Source organism: Bacillus sp. B1-b2 (assembly GCF_009183415.1).
GTDB lineage: Bacteria > Bacillota > Bacilli > Bacillales > Cytobacillaceae > Niallia.
The window spans coordinates 1-15455 of the sequence record NZ_WEHU01000023.1 but is presented as its reverse complement, the minus strand read 5'-3'; the positions used below and the strand labels follow the sequence as shown (position 1 = coordinate 15455).

At 36.2% G+C, this 15455-nt stretch carries 14 protein-coding genes and 2 pseudogenes; 1 reads left to right on the top strand and 15 read right to left on the bottom strand.

Translation table 11 applies throughout. From position 1 onward, the window contains the following. Positions 1-41: 41 nt before the first annotated feature. The 12 genes and pseudogenes from F9279_RS18695 to F9279_RS18645 form a co-directional block, all read right to left on the bottom strand. Positions 42-377 (bottom strand): flagellar protein FliT, encoded by a 336-nt coding sequence (locus F9279_RS18695; protein ID WP_152115791.1) that lies wholly within the window; start codon positions 375-377, stop codon positions 42-44. Then, on the bottom strand, positions 377-778 hold the full coding sequence (fliS, locus tag F9279_RS18690; RefSeq protein WP_152115789.1) for a flagellar export chaperone FliS: 402 nt from the start codon (positions 776-778) through the stop codon (positions 377-379). The genes F9279_RS18695 and fliS overlap by 1 nt, the downstream gene beginning before the upstream one ends. A gap of 20 nt (positions 779-798) precedes the next feature. Continuing rightward, positions 799-2319, bottom strand: coding sequence for a flagellar hook-associated protein 2 (locus F9279_RS18685; protein ID WP_152115787.1), 1521 nt, complete (start codon positions 2317-2319; stop codon positions 799-801). A 19-nt stretch (positions 2320-2338) separates the two neighbouring features. Then, positions 2339-2689 (bottom strand): flagellar protein FlaG, encoded by a 351-nt coding sequence (gene flaG, locus F9279_RS18680; protein ID WP_152115786.1) that lies wholly within the window; start codon positions 2687-2689, stop codon positions 2339-2341. A 789-nt stretch (positions 2690-3478) separates the two neighbouring features. After that, positions 3479-3754, bottom strand: a pseudogene (locus F9279_RS26325) (flagellin); the annotation flags it as partial. A gap of 972 nt (positions 3755-4726) precedes the next feature. Beyond that, positions 4727-5005 (bottom strand): annotated as a pseudogene (locus F9279_RS26320) (flagellin); the annotation flags it as partial. 260 nt (positions 5006-5265) lie between these two features. Then, positions 5266-6039: a hypothetical protein gene (locus F9279_RS18670; RefSeq protein WP_152115784.1), complete on the bottom strand. Its 774-nt coding sequence runs from the start codon at positions 6037-6039 to the stop codon at positions 5266-5268. Positions 6040-6052: 13 nt separating this feature from the next. Continuing rightward, a complete protein-coding gene (locus F9279_RS18665; protein ID WP_152115782.1) occupies positions 6053-6910 on the bottom strand; it encodes a tyrosine-type recombinase/integrase in 858 nt (285 codons plus the stop codon). A gap of 397 nt (positions 6911-7307) precedes the next feature. Continuing rightward, positions 7308-9080, bottom strand: coding sequence for a phage/plasmid primase, P4 family (locus F9279_RS18660; RefSeq protein WP_152115780.1), 1773 nt, complete (start codon positions 9078-9080; stop codon positions 7308-7310). Between the two features lie 81 nt (positions 9081-9161). Continuing rightward, a complete protein-coding gene (locus F9279_RS18655) occupies positions 9162-9650 on the bottom strand; it encodes a hypothetical protein (protein ID WP_152115778.1) in 489 nt (162 codons plus the stop codon). A 141-nt stretch (positions 9651-9791) separates the two neighbouring features. Continuing rightward, positions 9792-11579, bottom strand: a complete 1788-nt coding sequence (locus tag F9279_RS18650) for a DNA polymerase (protein ID WP_193224627.1) — start codon at positions 11577-11579, stop codon at positions 9792-9794. Between the two features lie 130 nt (positions 11580-11709). Continuing rightward, complete coding sequence (locus tag F9279_RS18645) at positions 11710-12792, bottom strand: hypothetical protein (protein ID WP_152115774.1); 1083 nt, start codon at positions 12790-12792, stop codon at positions 11710-11712. A gap of 168 nt (positions 12793-12960) precedes the next feature. Here F9279_RS18645 and F9279_RS18640 point away from each other — a divergent pair, with 168 nt between their 5' ends. Continuing rightward, positions 12961-13398 carry a hypothetical protein gene (locus F9279_RS18640; protein WP_152115772.1) on the top strand — a complete coding sequence of 146 codons (438 nt, stop codon included), beginning with the start codon at positions 12961-12963 and terminating at the stop codon, positions 13396-13398. Between the two features lie 115 nt (positions 13399-13513). Here the strand turns inward: F9279_RS18640 and F9279_RS18635 are convergent, their stop codons facing one another. From F9279_RS18635 to F9279_RS18625, 3 genes are read right to left on the bottom strand one after another with little or no spacing between them, the layout of a single operon-like run. After that, a complete protein-coding gene (locus F9279_RS18635) occupies positions 13514-13816 on the bottom strand; it encodes a DUF960 family protein (protein WP_152115770.1) in 303 nt (100 codons plus the stop codon). An 11-nt stretch (positions 13817-13827) separates the two neighbouring features. After that, complete coding sequence (locus F9279_RS18630; protein ID WP_152115768.1) at positions 13828-14181, bottom strand: hypothetical protein; 354 nt, start codon at positions 14179-14181, stop codon at positions 13828-13830. Between the two features lie 16 nt (positions 14182-14197). Beyond that, complete coding sequence (locus F9279_RS18625) at positions 14198-15076, bottom strand: tyrosine-type recombinase/integrase (protein WP_152115766.1); 879 nt, start codon at positions 15074-15076, stop codon at positions 14198-14200. Positions 15077-15455 lie beyond the last annotated feature (379 nt).

The following is a 15455-nucleotide window of genomic DNA, read 5'->3' as shown; positions in this document are numbered from 1 at the left end:
AAGGGAGTTCGCAACTTACCATGCTAACTCCCTTTGTTTATCTATTTTCGCTTATCATAAAACATTCCGTCCGTTTGTAAAGATTGATAAGGATTTACATATTTTTGATTAGAAGCCTTTTTAAATTTTAAATCTCTTAATTCCTTTTGGATAGAGATTTTAGCTTTTTGTAACATAGATACAAGCTCTTTATCCTGCTGTATAAGCGCTTGGCCTAACTTTTTTTCGCTCTCAGTAGTTGGCGGAGTTAATAAGGATAAGCATGCTTGTCTTTGTTCCAGAAGCTGATCTACCTTTTCCATATCAGCTTCTTTTTCCTCTTTTAGCAATCCTATTAATTCATTCGTGATGGCATAGCATTGCTTGATTGCTTCCATTACACTTGGCCACCTTGACCATATTGCTTTTGACGATTTAGAATAACTGCTTCCTTCCAAGTATCACGGAACTCCGTAATAAGTGTTTCTACTTCTTCAATGATTGAAATATCACTTTCAATATTTGCTTTCACTAACTGACGATTCATATAGTCATACAGTGTCATTAAGTTTTTGGATACAGGAATATCCATATTTAATGTAACCATTAATTCTTTAATAATGTTTTGTGTTTTTTGGATATTCGTATTGCGAGTTGTGATATCTTTGTTTTCAATAGCTTTTTTCGCTAAGTGTAAAAACTTTAAGCAACCATTATAAAGCATTAATGTTAAATCACCAGGGGATGCCGTGTTAACTGAATTTTGCTGATATGATTGATACGGATTTTTAATTGCCATTTTAGAAACGCTCCTTTTTATTATGAACTAAACATATTCATTAAGTAAGATGACTGGTTATTAGCTTTACTGATTGCTGATTCCATTGCAGTAAATCGAGCCCAATAACGGTCTTCAATTGTAACTAATTTATCTTCAAAACGATCGATTTGTTTATCATAGTTATTTAATAGTTTTCCTAAAGCGAAGGTATTATTAACACTTGATGATTTCCCAGCTTTATCTGTAATATCTGCCATAGATGTTTTTAAATTTTCTCTTAATCTTCTTGCAATCCCTTTTTCAGAAGAAGTAGCTCCATCTTTTTGGAAAAGTTCATAGATACCATTTGGATCTTTTGCAATGGCTTCTCTTAATTTATCTTCATTTATTGTTAATTTACCACCATCTAAATAATTGGAAGTAGTGGTAATACCAATTTCAGATAACTGACTAAATCCAGATGTCTCACTAACAGGACTACTTAAGCTTGAGCGCATTCTAGTTAAAGTAGATGTCAAAATGGAATCGCCCTTTAATGTCCCACTTTTAGCAAGTTTTTCCCATTTCTCTATCTCTGTTTCTTCCATTCCCTCTTTTTGAGCATCCGTTAGTGGTTGGTAATCACGATATTTCGCTTCTGTTGTTTTTGTACGAATTTTTTCGACTGCTTCGTTGTACTTATTCACGAATTGTGTGATAGTATCCAATACTGCATCCACATCAGGTGTGGAAGAAAATGTTACAGCATCTGTTGTCACTTTTTTAGCTGTTATTTCTACGCCATTGATGGTGAATGTGTTGGATGGGCGAGTGATTGTAAGCCCATTGTACTCAACTTCTGCATTTGTTCCAACTGTTCCTGCTTGCTTACCTGCTGCTATTTCATTATTAGTATTAATTCCTAATATATTATTAAAAAATTTCTCGCTTGGATCCCCATTGTCAGTAAGAATTATCTCGGGTGAACTATCTCCTGACCCTATATTCCCTGTATTCTTAGCTATAAAGGATATTTTTTGTTCTTTGGCATCAAAGAAGGCTGTTACGCCAGACTCTTTATTAATTCTTGAAATAACACTATCTAATGTATCATCTTTATTAATTTTAAAAGGTTTCTCTTCCAGTACACCTTCTTTAGTAATAGCACTAATTGTAATAGTTTGTTCTTTTGTAATCCCATAATTTTCTAGTGTCTTTGAAGAATCGGTAACCCTAGATTTTGTGTAGCTGTGCATGGTTGAAGCTGTTGCTAGGTTCTTCACTTTAACAGACCCTGTAAAATCAATAGTAGAATTCACATTCTTAACAGAAATAGCATCAGGATCAGAAATAGCAACAGTCTTCTTAATATAATTCGCCTGTTTTCCTACACCATTGAAAATATTAGTATCTAAATCCAACAGCATAGTATTCATTTCACGATAATCATCACGTTGCCATTCTGTATATGTTTTTTTCTGACTTAACTTATCTAGCGGTAAACGTTCTGCTGCCATCATTTCCGAGACAAGAGAATCAATGTCCATTCCACTAGCCAATCCACCTATTCTTAACACCATCTTAGGTCACCTCATATATTTATATCTTTTCATCAATCATTAAGCCCATAAATTCCTTCATAGCTACATACATATCTAGCACCTTTTTAGAGGGAATTTCACGGATTACTTCTTTCGTGTCATCATCAATTACTTGTACATAGTAATCATTTAATTTTTCATGGAGTTCAAATTTTAAAGAAGTATGAGAGGGTTGCATGAAGGAATTGATACTATCAATTACTTCACTCATTTGTTCCTTACTTTGCTTCGGACCATATATTTGCCCTTTCACATCCATCTTGCCTTCTATTCTCTTATCAATATTACTTACGTTTTCAACTTGTCTAGATGCTAATAAACCTTGCTGGGAACCTAATCGTTCAATCATTAATAAAATCCCCCTATAAAATACAACTAGAATTATATTAATAATATCGGCTTAGATAGAAATAGTTTAAGAAGTTTTTCTGAAAGATTGGGATTTGGAGAAAAATAAATAGTTTATCTAATAAGATGAACGTATATATAAAAAGAAAGATACATTCTATTTTATTAAGAGACAAACAATTATATTAGGAGATATTACTATAATAGATAGAGAAATTACTAATTATAAAAGAATAGTAGATGAAAGAATCATCGTTACCGAGAATGCTATGGTAAATACAAGAGGAAGGTAAAATACTACTATATTTAATATATTGCACTGTTTAATCATATTGCATTTTAAGATTTTCACTTTTAAGGCAGTTTGTGATTTATGATTTCTTTTCTGGTACAGATACGCGAAGATATTTATCCTTCAAAAATTGTTATTAATTCGTTGATATTACAGTATAGACGTCCTTCCATTCTCTATTTCTATAGAATCGCAAAAAAAGCTTCATTCAAATTTTGATTAATCAAAATTTGTTCTAAAACTTCCACACACGGTTCTTCTATTCCTTTGAAGTAGTAAGTGAAACATCTCCATTTTGTGATTTTTTCGAAAATGAGAATGATTCACTACTATATCTTTTGCTGACTAATTGCGCTGTGGATCTTTAAATTTTGTTAATCAGACAACCTAAAAGATAATATTAACCTCTATTTAAGATTTACACCTATTATTATGTGTCACTTTTTTAGACAAAAGAGACCCTGGTAAAAACTAGAGTCTCTTCCAAATAATCTAAAATTAACGAAGAAGTTGTAGAACTCCTTGTGGTAACTGATTTGCTTGAGCAAGCATAGCTTGAGATGCTTGAGAAAGAATTGAATTCTTAGTTTGATCCATCATTTCTTTCGCCATGTCTACGTCACGAATACGAGATTCTGCAGCAGTTAGGTTTTCAGAAGATGTGCTCAAGTTATTGATTGTGTGATCTAAACGGTTTTGGTAAGCACCTAGTTTAGAACGCTCAGCTGATACATTCTCAATAGCATCATTGATAACATCGATAGCAGCACTTGCTTTTTCATGTGATGAAATATCTAGTGCTTTGAAAGTACCTTCATTGTTGCTACCATTTGTTACATCAGTCGCAGTTGTATATGATGCTACTTTCCCTGATTTAGACGTTACAGTTGTTCCATCTTCACTTGCTACTTTAAGTGAATCAGATGTTGCACGCATATCACCAATTTCGATTGTCATACTTTGACCAGCATTTGCACCAATTTGGAAGTTAGCTGAGAAGCCTTCACTAGCAGTCGCAAGTTCAAGTTCAACTACAGGTGCTGCTGCTGATTCTGAAGCAACTTTTTGGGTTAAGCTTAATGTTGTCCCAGTTGTTGGGTCAGCTACTTCGTACTTAGCATTTAATGTAGCATTTCCTTCGATTGCTGTTTTTAAAGCAACAGCAACAGCATTAGCATCTGCATCTTCTGCAAGAGTTAATGTAAGTTCTTCTCCATCGATATTGTATATTTGACCTTCTTTAGGAACTGTTGCAGTAAAGCTAAATTCACCAGGAGTACCAGGAGTTGTAGCATTAGCACCATTTTCTAAGTTTTCAATTGTAGTATCAGTTACTGCTGTAGCTCCGTTAGATACTTCGACTGAAACAAGTGCATTAGCATCATCATCTCCATCAATTAAGGCTTTTACTGCATCTTGGTCAAGAGTCTTTGCAGTTCCATCAGCATTTCTACCAATTGTAACTACAATATCAGAACCAGTTACAGTGATAGAATTTTGAATCTCTGATCCATCAGCAGGATCTACAGCTGTATCCACTGTAAATGAAATGTCATTTCCATCAGTACCCGCAGTTTTAGCTGTAAATTCAAGTCCAGCAATTGTTTTTGTTGCCGCTAGAGCATCATTAGATCCATCTACTGCTTCAGTAGTATTCTCAACAACTACTGTTGTTTTTCCAGCACTTCCACCATCTAATAATTTCTGAGTATTGAACTCAGTAGTATTACCAATACGGTTGATTTCAGATGTTAATTGGTTGATCTCTTTTTGGATTTCGCCACGGTCTGTATCTGTATTAGTATCGTTACCTGCTTGTGTAGCAAGTTCACGCATACGTTGAAGGATGTCTGTTGTTTCGCTTAAAGCACCTTCAGCTGTTTGAATCATAGAGTTAGCATCTTGAGCATTCGCTGAAGCTTGGTCTAATCCACGAATTTGTCCACGCATTTTTTCAGAGATTGCAAGACCTGCTGCATCATCCTTTGCGCCATTAATACGAAGACCTGAAGATAATTTTTCCATTGAAGATTGTTGTGCGTTGTTAGCTGAACCTAACTGACGAAAAGTAACTCCGAAAATCAAGATTCTTCCTACCACACAACCCCATGTGACTCAAGCTGTTTGAAGAATGTGATGATGCATCATTAGGAAAACTATATATAATGGAAGAAACTCACTCCAAAACATTAGGAAATCATAAAAAAATGGAAGAGTGAAAAACAGGGGTCCAGTAGGAAACCATTAGATCCTGTTCATCATCTCTTCCATTAGAATTGCATTTGCTAAGCATTTTGTTGTAACAATTTCTCCACTTCTCGCTCGTAACCGTACTTTTGAAAGAATTCAATCAATGCAACCTCGAAAACCTCCCGCTGATTGATGTTCTTTTCCTTGCTGAAATCTCGAACCATTTGGTCAAGGGTATTAGTCATGTGAACGGATTTCGTAACAAAAAGACCAGGAAGGGTAAAGCGGGGGATTTGTCCTGACGCTACTGACGCTCCTAACAGACTTTGTAAGCCCTCCTTGTTCAAGGCTAACCATTCAAGTAAGGGTAGAAATTGTTCAACTCCACCATTTCCAATAGAAAGGGAACCCTCTAATGAAGCCTCATTTCTGGCATTAGCAACATTTTCATCATCGTTAGAAATCGTCGGGGAAGTAGAGAGATAATTCCCTGCTTCTTGTGACCATTCAAACCCTTTCGATTTCATGTAACGAGCCATTTCTAGATGGTTTTCAAATCCTACCTTCAATGCAACCTCCTTTAAATCTGCTCCTTCCTTGTTCAGTTCCATTACAATTCTTCGGACTCGGTCTGATGGGAAATTCACCATTGTTTCTAGTGAAGCTTTAATAGTATCCGCCGGTAAATAGGTTCCTTTTCGCTTGTCCCAAACAAAATTCTTACGACTCATAAAGCTATCCATTGAACGATAGGTTGAATACTGAAACTGTTCAGCAACTTCATCCCTTGAAAAGCCATCACCTAATAATTGTAATATCTTCTTAACCTTGTCATCATAAATGGGTTGCAATGCTTCCGCTTTAGTCATTGTTACTCCTCCTTTATAGCGTGTTAACAGCATCCTTCAAATCATCCATGTTGCTATGGACATAAATACTCGTTGTTTTCAAACTACTGTGCCCTAACAACTTTGAAATTTTAACTAAATGAACATCATTTTGGACAAGCTTAGAAGCAAAAGAATGACGCAGAATATGTGCAGTTACGTTCTTTTTCCATCCTAATGCTTGATTCGTATCCCGAAATACCTTAGCTACTCTAGTTTTTGAAAGAGTACCTGTATTTCTTGTGGCAAAGAAATAGTCTGAGTTCACCTTCCAGTTCTCCGTATAGTCCACTAGCAACTCCTTCAATTTTACATTGATTGGAACAAAGCGGTCTTTGTTTCCCTTTCCATGCCTAATATGAATCATATTGCCTTCTAAATCGACATCTTCCACTTGAAGGTTTAGACATTCGGAAATACGCATTCCAGTGTAATAAAGCGTTTGTGCGACTAATCGAATTAACTTATGGTCAATAGCATTCACAAACTGATTAACCTCTTTTTCAGAGAGATATTGCCGCTCTTTGTGCTGACATTTGATAGGCTCCAATTTAGCAGTCACATTCTTGTCGCACCACTCACTCTTGTATGCATAGCTGAAAAAGGACCGTGTGCTTCCTAACACCCGTTTTCTACTAATCGGTTGATAATGCTTGATCTCCTTCAGATAATAGAGATAATTTTCCACATCCTCCTGCGTAATGTCCTCTAAGTAAATGGGACCGTTGTACTTTTCTTGTAAGTGTCGATTAAAAAGCGTCAGATCTTCATAATAAGCTTGAATAGTTACTGGGCTTCTCTCAATGTTCGCTTGATACTTTCCAAACTTGTTAATGGATTCGATAAACAACATATAAAACATCCTTTCCTGAATAGTGTATAAGCCTAATTACTGACCTTTTCTCTGCAATAGATACTTCTTTAATTCGTCAGCAGATTTTGATAGCAACATAGGAAAACATCTTCAATTACTATCTCAAAATAATAATATATTAATGTAATTTCTATCATTCCATTTTTTGGAGATTATTCAGAAATTGATACCCTCCCTGCCCTTACTTCAGGGTTTAGAGGGTATCGAAAAATGCGTCTTGCTAAGAAAAACATATAGTGGCAAGGGTGGTCACGGTTTATGAGAAAAAACTTTAAAATTTCAACCATCTGACCTTTTAGATTTCCCCTCATTTTTTCTATCCCACCCTTGCCACCTAGACCATAAAAATTATAAATATATGAATCTCTTACATAAGTTAGCAAGGATCTACATAATCATCACTGGTAGTATTTAAAACAATCTGTAGTCCTTCCACATATATATCGCCATTTATTTTCTTTTCACGGAGACTGATGTTATTTTCGTCTAGTACCTTTTTAAATAATTCCCAAAATCTCGTTGCTCCCATCAAACGCTCATCTTCATAACCGTTAGTGGATGCCCATTGGGAAAAGTCTTTTCTAAAATTAGGACGTAAGGTCGTATGTCCTGGAGAGACTTGAACCCGATTATTAAAATACTCAATGATAGGATTTTGTTTACTCTTATAATCTTCTAAAGCCCGTTCACACACTTGGCTTTCTGTCATATTAAAATCATTACTAATTAGACGTGTAAGCCCTTCTAATGCAAAAATAAGAATGCCAGGTAGTTCTTTTAGTAATTTATCAGTCAAATTTTTATCCATATAATCGACTCCTTCTTTCGGAGTTTCATTGGCTTTTATCTCTCTATAAATTTTATTAAATGGGATTACTCCAAGTCTTCTGTAATAGCCATTAGACATGTCATCCGAATCCATCATGCGATTTAATAGAATAATAATTTTAGTGAAGAGGACCGTATTAAACGAGTCTCTGTATTTTTGTTCTACATTGACAGCATCACCACCCGTCAACATTTTGAAGTTCTGTGTATTAAATTTCTTATTAAACTCATTTTCGGAGGAAATATTGACGAGTTTCCCTGGTAGGTTCTGCATCCCAAAACGTCCACCTAAATCATTTAGTGCCACATTTGAAACATTCGGAATACCAATTAATTGTCGAATAATCTCAGCTAACACGCTTTTCCCATTAGATCCTGGACCAACGAAAATAAAAGCCTTTTGAATCTTGATCTCATGTAAGAAACAGTAGCCTATAAGTTCTTGCACGAGTCGCACTCGTTCTCCATCCCCCTCAAAAATATCAAAGAGAAACTTTTTGAACGTTGGACAAGTAGCTTCTTCCTTGTATTCGAACGGAATCTGTATGGTTGATAAGAAACGGGGACTGTGTTCTACAAGTTCCTTCGAATACAAGTTGAGCATTCCATTTGTTAGATTGATATACTCCGTTTCCGAATTCATACACTCAACATACTCAATCTCACGTTTTAAGGCTTCAAAATATTCTGTTTCCCATTTGCGTTTCCATATATTCTCTTGAGCTTCATGGAGAATATCTCGACAAATTGTTTTTAAAAGTCTTTCACTTATCTCTTTGTAATGCCCTTTGTGGTCGTAAGCAAGAATTCCCCCCTTCTCTAGCTGTACTAAATTTATTCTTGTTAAGACATAAGAAGCAAATACGTTTGCATTAAGGACTAATTTTCCTTTTTCATTTAACGATAACCCTCGATTATTGAATGCAATCATTGAGACGTTTTTCGCAACAGATTCCGCTGGGCTTCCAGGTTTCACTTCCCCTGTATACCCTAATTGTGTTAACACGTCATAACTAGCAGGCAGAGGGATAAGTTCTCCTTTTGACAAGGAATTTCTTAAAAACTCTACTAATTCTTCTGTATTCTCCAGCTGACTTAATGTGGATGCCAAACCCTCGACAACCTCTTCTCCAACTCGTTTAAAGGGTCGGAGATTTGAAGCTAATGCTTTAATTAATGGCTTATCTAATTCAGCTACATGGTCTCTCACCCACTGATAAAATGGTTCTTGCATCATCACATACCCCATACTCTCTTTTACTGCTGGTGCCACATAGTTCATTTGATTCTGTACTGATTTTAATGTTTTTGCTTCCATCATTCTTCACTATCCTCTCGTTTTTTAATTTTTAATGGAAAGAAGCAAATGTTTGCTCCTTTCCATGCCCCCTTTACCCCCAACCTAGATTTTGAATTGCTCTGGTGATGGGTTTACATTAATTCTTTTAATGTGTGACACATTTGCAAATGTCCCTTTATCCCCTTGGTTATGGGTAATCACGACTTCACATGGGACACCCATGAGATCTTTTAGTGAAAATCCACTACGAGGATCAGCATTCAATATCTCACTTAAATATGTGTAATAGGCTGATGTGTCTGTTTTGGCTTTCCAATATGTTTGTCGCAGATCAATACTATCCTGTGTGTTTTCTGAAGTTGGCACAAAAATAGTAAATGTCACAATGACTTTATCGTTTATCCCTATTGGGCTTTTTGCATTGCGTTCCATTTCAGCTTTACTTGTAATAGCTGCATAAGTTCCTGGCGCCACTTTTGGAACGTATTTTGCATGCTCTACTTTTTCTGCATACTCCGCTCGGCGTTTTTCTTGCTCTAGTTCTTGTAACTTCACTAAAAATTCAGGGGAATAAAAATTGTTAATCATCATTCATCAGCCTCCAGGTTTAATATATTTTTGATTGTTCTGTGTGCTTGCTAGCTTACTCTTTCATGATACTTTGGATAGCAGAGTGTTTCAGTAGGTGTCTCACATCTTGTTCTAATGTTGAGACACCTCTTTATATCAGTTCTATTTACACCAATATTTCCCACAATTTATTTCTACTTCAATTGGAATTTGTTTAACTAGCTTACTCATTCCTGCCACCATAACCTTCTTCAAGAATAAGGAAGCTTCTTCTGTATCTGAATCAGGTACTTCGAGAACAATCTCATCATGAACAGCAGCTACTAACTTCCAACCACGTTTCCTATCCTGTAGCAATAGAGCTAATGCCTCTTTTAGCCCTTCTGTCCCTGTTGCTTGAATCGGATAGTTAAATCTAGCAATCGCACCTTTTGGTAACATGTGATGATCATCTGACCAGTACCTTCCACCTAACGTTTGAATGAAAGAACTTTTAAGCATTCGATCTTGATAAAACAGCACGCCTCTATAAAGTTCAAAATATCGGTTACGGAAGGTTTCAGCTTCCTTTAGTGAGATAGGTAATCCTGTTGCTGCTTGAATTTTCTTCTGGAGCCCCCATTTTGTCATTCCGTACACTAAACCAAAGTTCACCACTTTACCTATTTTTCTTTCCTCTGATGTCACTACTTCACCTAATTGCTTGTCCAACACAACCCTAGCTGTCTTCTCATGCAAATCTTCGTTATGTTGAAAAGCCTTTGTTAGTTCAGGGTCCTTTGTGATTTCCGCTAAAATCCGAAGTTCGATATTACTGTAATCTGCTACGATAAATGTATGACCCTCTGCTGATCGGAAGTAAGGCTTCGCTTTTCCTGGCATTCCTTGAAGGTTCGGTTGCTTACACGTCATTCGAGACGTATCGGTCCCAATCAGTCTCCAATTCCCTCGAAGCCTTCCATCCTCACTGATGGCTTGTTTCAACTTCTCACCATAGGCATTCACTTGTTTTTTTAACTTTTTATAGCGACGAATGGGTTTAATCACTTCGAAGTCCTCTTCATATTTGGCTAGCACCTCATCAGATGTTCCTTCGATTTCTATGCCTTTATTACGAAGAGCTGCTATGATTTGAGCAGGTGCTTGTAAATTCAAATTTGGTGCTTCTAAGAGTCCACGAACGTTCTCTTGAAGCTGCTCACTCTCTTCTATCATTTTTTGAAGTTCTTTCTCCCAATCGTTATAATCAAATCTAATTCCAGTCATGTTCAATTCAATGATGGCATCGATGGCAGCCATTTCACGTCTTAACACACAATCTAAATGGAGCCCTCTTAGCTCTTCACTTAAAAAATGGTAAAGTTCCCATGTTACCCTCGCATCCGAAAGGGCATAGTTTTTGTGTTCTTCTGTAATGTCACCTTGCCAGTTCACCGAATCTTGTAAACTTTTATCCAGTTCTACCTTTAGATATTTACTGACCATTCCCCTTAAGCTATTGTCTGTTTTAACGTGGTTATGAAATATTTGGCTCATCACCATCGTGTCCATGTAGGAGCAAACTTCAAATCCTTTGGTACGTAACCAAGTAATATCAAAACCAGCGTTGTGAACAACCTTTAATATAGCTTCATCAGTTAGAAGGTGTTCTACCTCACGAATGTTTGAGGTGACTAGTTCAATCCCTTCACCAAATACACTAATTAGCTTGATTTCTCCTTTAAGCGGATCAAGGTCATTAGTTTCAATATCAATAGTGACTACTTGTTTATATGGCTTTGGTGAATCCCTTAATCGGGAAAGTGTGTTTTCTCTATGTCTTTTAATCTCCTGAAGGAATTTGAAAAGATCGGTACAATCTTCAGGAAAATCTGCCTTCTTAGTTAAAAGAATGTCTTCATCCTCTATTGAAATATGAAAGTATTGCTGTAAGAATTTAATGCTATCCATGCCATTCATCTCCTTTTGTTATCTACTTTGAATTTTACAGGGATTCAAAAGAAACACATTAGGTGTCTCACATACTTCTAAAAAGTTGAGACACCTCAAAAAAACAAAAAAAGAAATAGAGATAAGCTCCCTATTTCCGTCTGTCTGTGATGGTTGCGTTCACTTTGTATAGAAGTGTTTCAGCAACAGCTATATATTTTTCTTGTTGGCTTTGTAAACTCTTTATCTTTTCTTGGACTTCCATTAATTGCCCAACTGCTTTTTGATTTTCACTCTCTTCACTTGTTGAGATATATCGTTCGATCGTTTTATCAATTCCTTCTACTTGAGATCCTAATTCAGCGGCTTGAGTAAGTTTTTCCTTAACCTGATTTCTAATCCTTGATATCTTAATCTCGTTTATCACATCATCACCAATCAATCGTTCAAACATCTCATTTACTCTTCTTTGTTCATCTGGACTATCGGACGATGCTACTAATTCATCTAGCTGTTTTTCTGATTCATCATATAACTGCGTCACATCTTCTCTTTTTGCTGCATGCTCTTTGTCCTGCATTTTTTTCAAAAATTCAGCGACTAAAAAATCTAAGCTATTTACTTCCAATTCTCCGAATAGTACGTCTTTAAAAGGTCCCTTTTCTTGTTCAATTTTTTCTTTTGTATCAATCTCAAAAAGATACATATCGACTACCACTTTATTTAGCATGTTAGCAAAATGGAGCCAAAATGCTGTCCTTGTTTCAATTGATACTCCCTCAACGGATCTCAGTAAAAAAGAAATACGTTCTGTTACTCCCTTTAATGCTTTCGTTTCCGCTATTGATGCTAGATAGGCGGGATGTAGCATTATCTCATACCGTAACTGTTCATCTGAGAGGTTCTCTATCTTTTTTAGAGTATCTTTGTTAAAATTCATCAAATCATTTAGGGATAGCTTTTCAATGTCTGTATTAGCCCGAAAATAAGGGTTTTCATCATATAGCTTACACAACAATTCAGCTAGTTCTCTCCATTCACTTTTAAATATGAATGTGGTATCACCCTTGGTTGGGTCTTCTTTCTCTTCCCCCGCTTTCCTAAACTTCCAATGATCAAGATCATATGTACAAAAAATCTCTTTTATCCTGCGATAAAATGTGGCTTTAGACCATCCTACCGCTTCATAAAACTGCTTCACGTTATAATCATCTTTTTTAACATTTTCCGTCACAATCAATGCCCTCCATGCCCTTGATTTTCTTTTAATAGTACCAGATACTTATATGAGAGTAACACATTTCCAATACCCTCCATACCCTTCAAATCCGTTCCTTTTAATTTTAAGTCGACCCAAAATTTAAAACATATCATTAATATTAGGAATGAAAGGATGAGTTTAATGAATAAACTGTCTCGTAATAAGCAGTCCTTCCAACGTGCTTTAGACCAACATCAGATAAAAAAGGATTTAGAAATCAAGCGAGTCATAGAACAGATAGGCTCTGTGACAGCACAATTAAAAGGATATAGAGTTTCTTTAATAAAAGAAGAATCTGATCTGGAACGGAAGCGCTTGAATCATAAGATTATTCTATTGAATCAGCGTAGAAAGGGATTAAAGGAACGGTTAAAACAGCTGGGATACGAGGATAAAAGAGGTCGACCTAAAAAAATTGAAGCTGACACGTACAAAGGACAGCGGATCAAATTCACCGCCCACCTTTTGCCCAAGAATATGGAGTATCTAAAACAGTTGAAGGAAAGCAAAAAGATTGATAACATCTCAGCCTTCCTTGATGAGCTGATTCAGTCGAATCGAAAAAAAGGAAGTTACTAGAGAGTAAGGTCAAAATCGCCATCAGACGGTTTGACCTACCTCTAGCCTTTAGTCCTAACTATTCCCCTTCCCAAAATATTTATTAATAGTGATTGATATTAATTACCATTGATAGTTAGTAATCCTCTAAAAACATGATTATAATTCCCTCTAGTCCTTGATTCATCGCCCATACCGTTCGCTTTATTGGCCTACATTTCTCCAACCTTACAAAAATTATCACTTCTCTATGTGGTACCTCCTGTTCTTGTCTGAGGAATTGCTGATTATTCTCCACGTAGAATTCAAACACCTGTAAGTAGTCTGTTAGTTGATTTTGTTGCTTTAGTAAGTATTGAATGATGAACTGCTGATGCTCTGTGCTTAGTTGCTCAGTCACCGCTCTTGTCATGTACCTTGGTTTATGTGTTTCAAACATTATCACTCTCCTTATCGCCCAAGCCACTCTTCTATTTTTTGATCAAAAGCATCTTGCAAAATATATATCAGGTTCATCTGATGGTCATTCATTAAGCCAATTCGAAAATACGTCCAGCCTTCTGCTTCTTCTTTTTCTACAAATTCGAGACCACTTATGCTAAATATAAAATCAGCATCCCCTTCACCTTCCACATGATAAATACAAGACTCATTAGGCAATCGAAAAGCTGTTAATGATTCGCCTGCTCCTTCTGCCTCAAACCATTCGAGAAATTGTGATTCTATGGCTTTTAGGTAAGGTAAAGGCAAATTACTCCTTGCTTTCAATTCCTCGATATCGGCAATACATTGAATTGGTTTCATCAGTCATCTCTCCCCTTTACAATTTATCAACGGCATTCTGCTTTTCCTGCCGTGTTGTTTGTATATAAAATTTAGCGGTCATGTTTACAGTACTATGTCCACAAAGTTTAGATACGGTAGTTAAGTCTACCCCCTTATGAAGAAGCCTTGATGCAAAAGTGTGCCTGAACAGATGTGGATGAAGCTTGATTCCCAGTTCCTTCGACACGATTCCTAACCAATCACGAACTGCATCTCGATGCATCTTTTCGGATCGTTGACTGACCAACAGATATTCACTTTCATGAAATCTACTAAGCTGACGATCTTCTTTCATGTACTGCTTCATCAAATTCACTACATCTTGACGCAAACTGACTTCTCGAAGCTTGCCCCCTTTTCCCCTAACTAGCAGACTAGAGGTTAAGAAATCAATGTCAGCTACCTTGATATTGATTAATTCTGATACCCGAACTCCTGTGTACAATAATAGATAGCCGATTAACTTGTTTCTCATATTCACTTTTGTATGATCCTCGATGTAAAAAAGAAATCGCTCAACTTCTTCTTCACTCAGAGCCGTAACTACATGTTCACTATCAGCAGCTATTTGCACCTTATACTTTTTTAACTGAATGTAATTTTCTTCAACCAGTCCTTGCTTTTGTAGAAAATCATTGTACACTTTCAAACTATTAATCTTCTTATTGATGGTTGCGGTGGCAAAGTTTGTATCGATTAAGTAATTCTTATATCGTACAAAGGCAAAGCGAGAAAGCGGCTGTGATTCATCTGCCGCCTTCTCTGCTAGGTATTGTTGGAAGCCTTGAATATCTCCAACGTAGGATTCAATCGTTTTTGGTGCTCTACCTTCTTCGGTGAGCCATTGCTGGAACGCTTGAGCTAATTCATTCATGTGAATCTCTCCTAACGAAAAAGAGTCATGAACGCTTGATTCTGCATTCATGACTCTTAATTTGTGATGATGTCGATGGTTTTTTCTGTGAAAAGGACGTGAATGAAAACTTTGGTAGTAGACTAAAAATGGGGCGAGAGAATGTGGCTTAGGATTCATTTTTCTTAAAAAAGACAATAAGAAAGAAACCTATTAAAAATTTGATTTTTTTCAATAGTGAAAAGTATATGAGAACTAGAAAATGGCTACATTATTCATTTCGAGTATTCGATGAATGGTTGTTTTCCAGTTAAAATATGATAAATGATTTTCAATGTCTTATGTGCGATTGCGATTAATGCCTTTTTCTTTCCTCTTCGTGCTGCCAGTGACCAATATT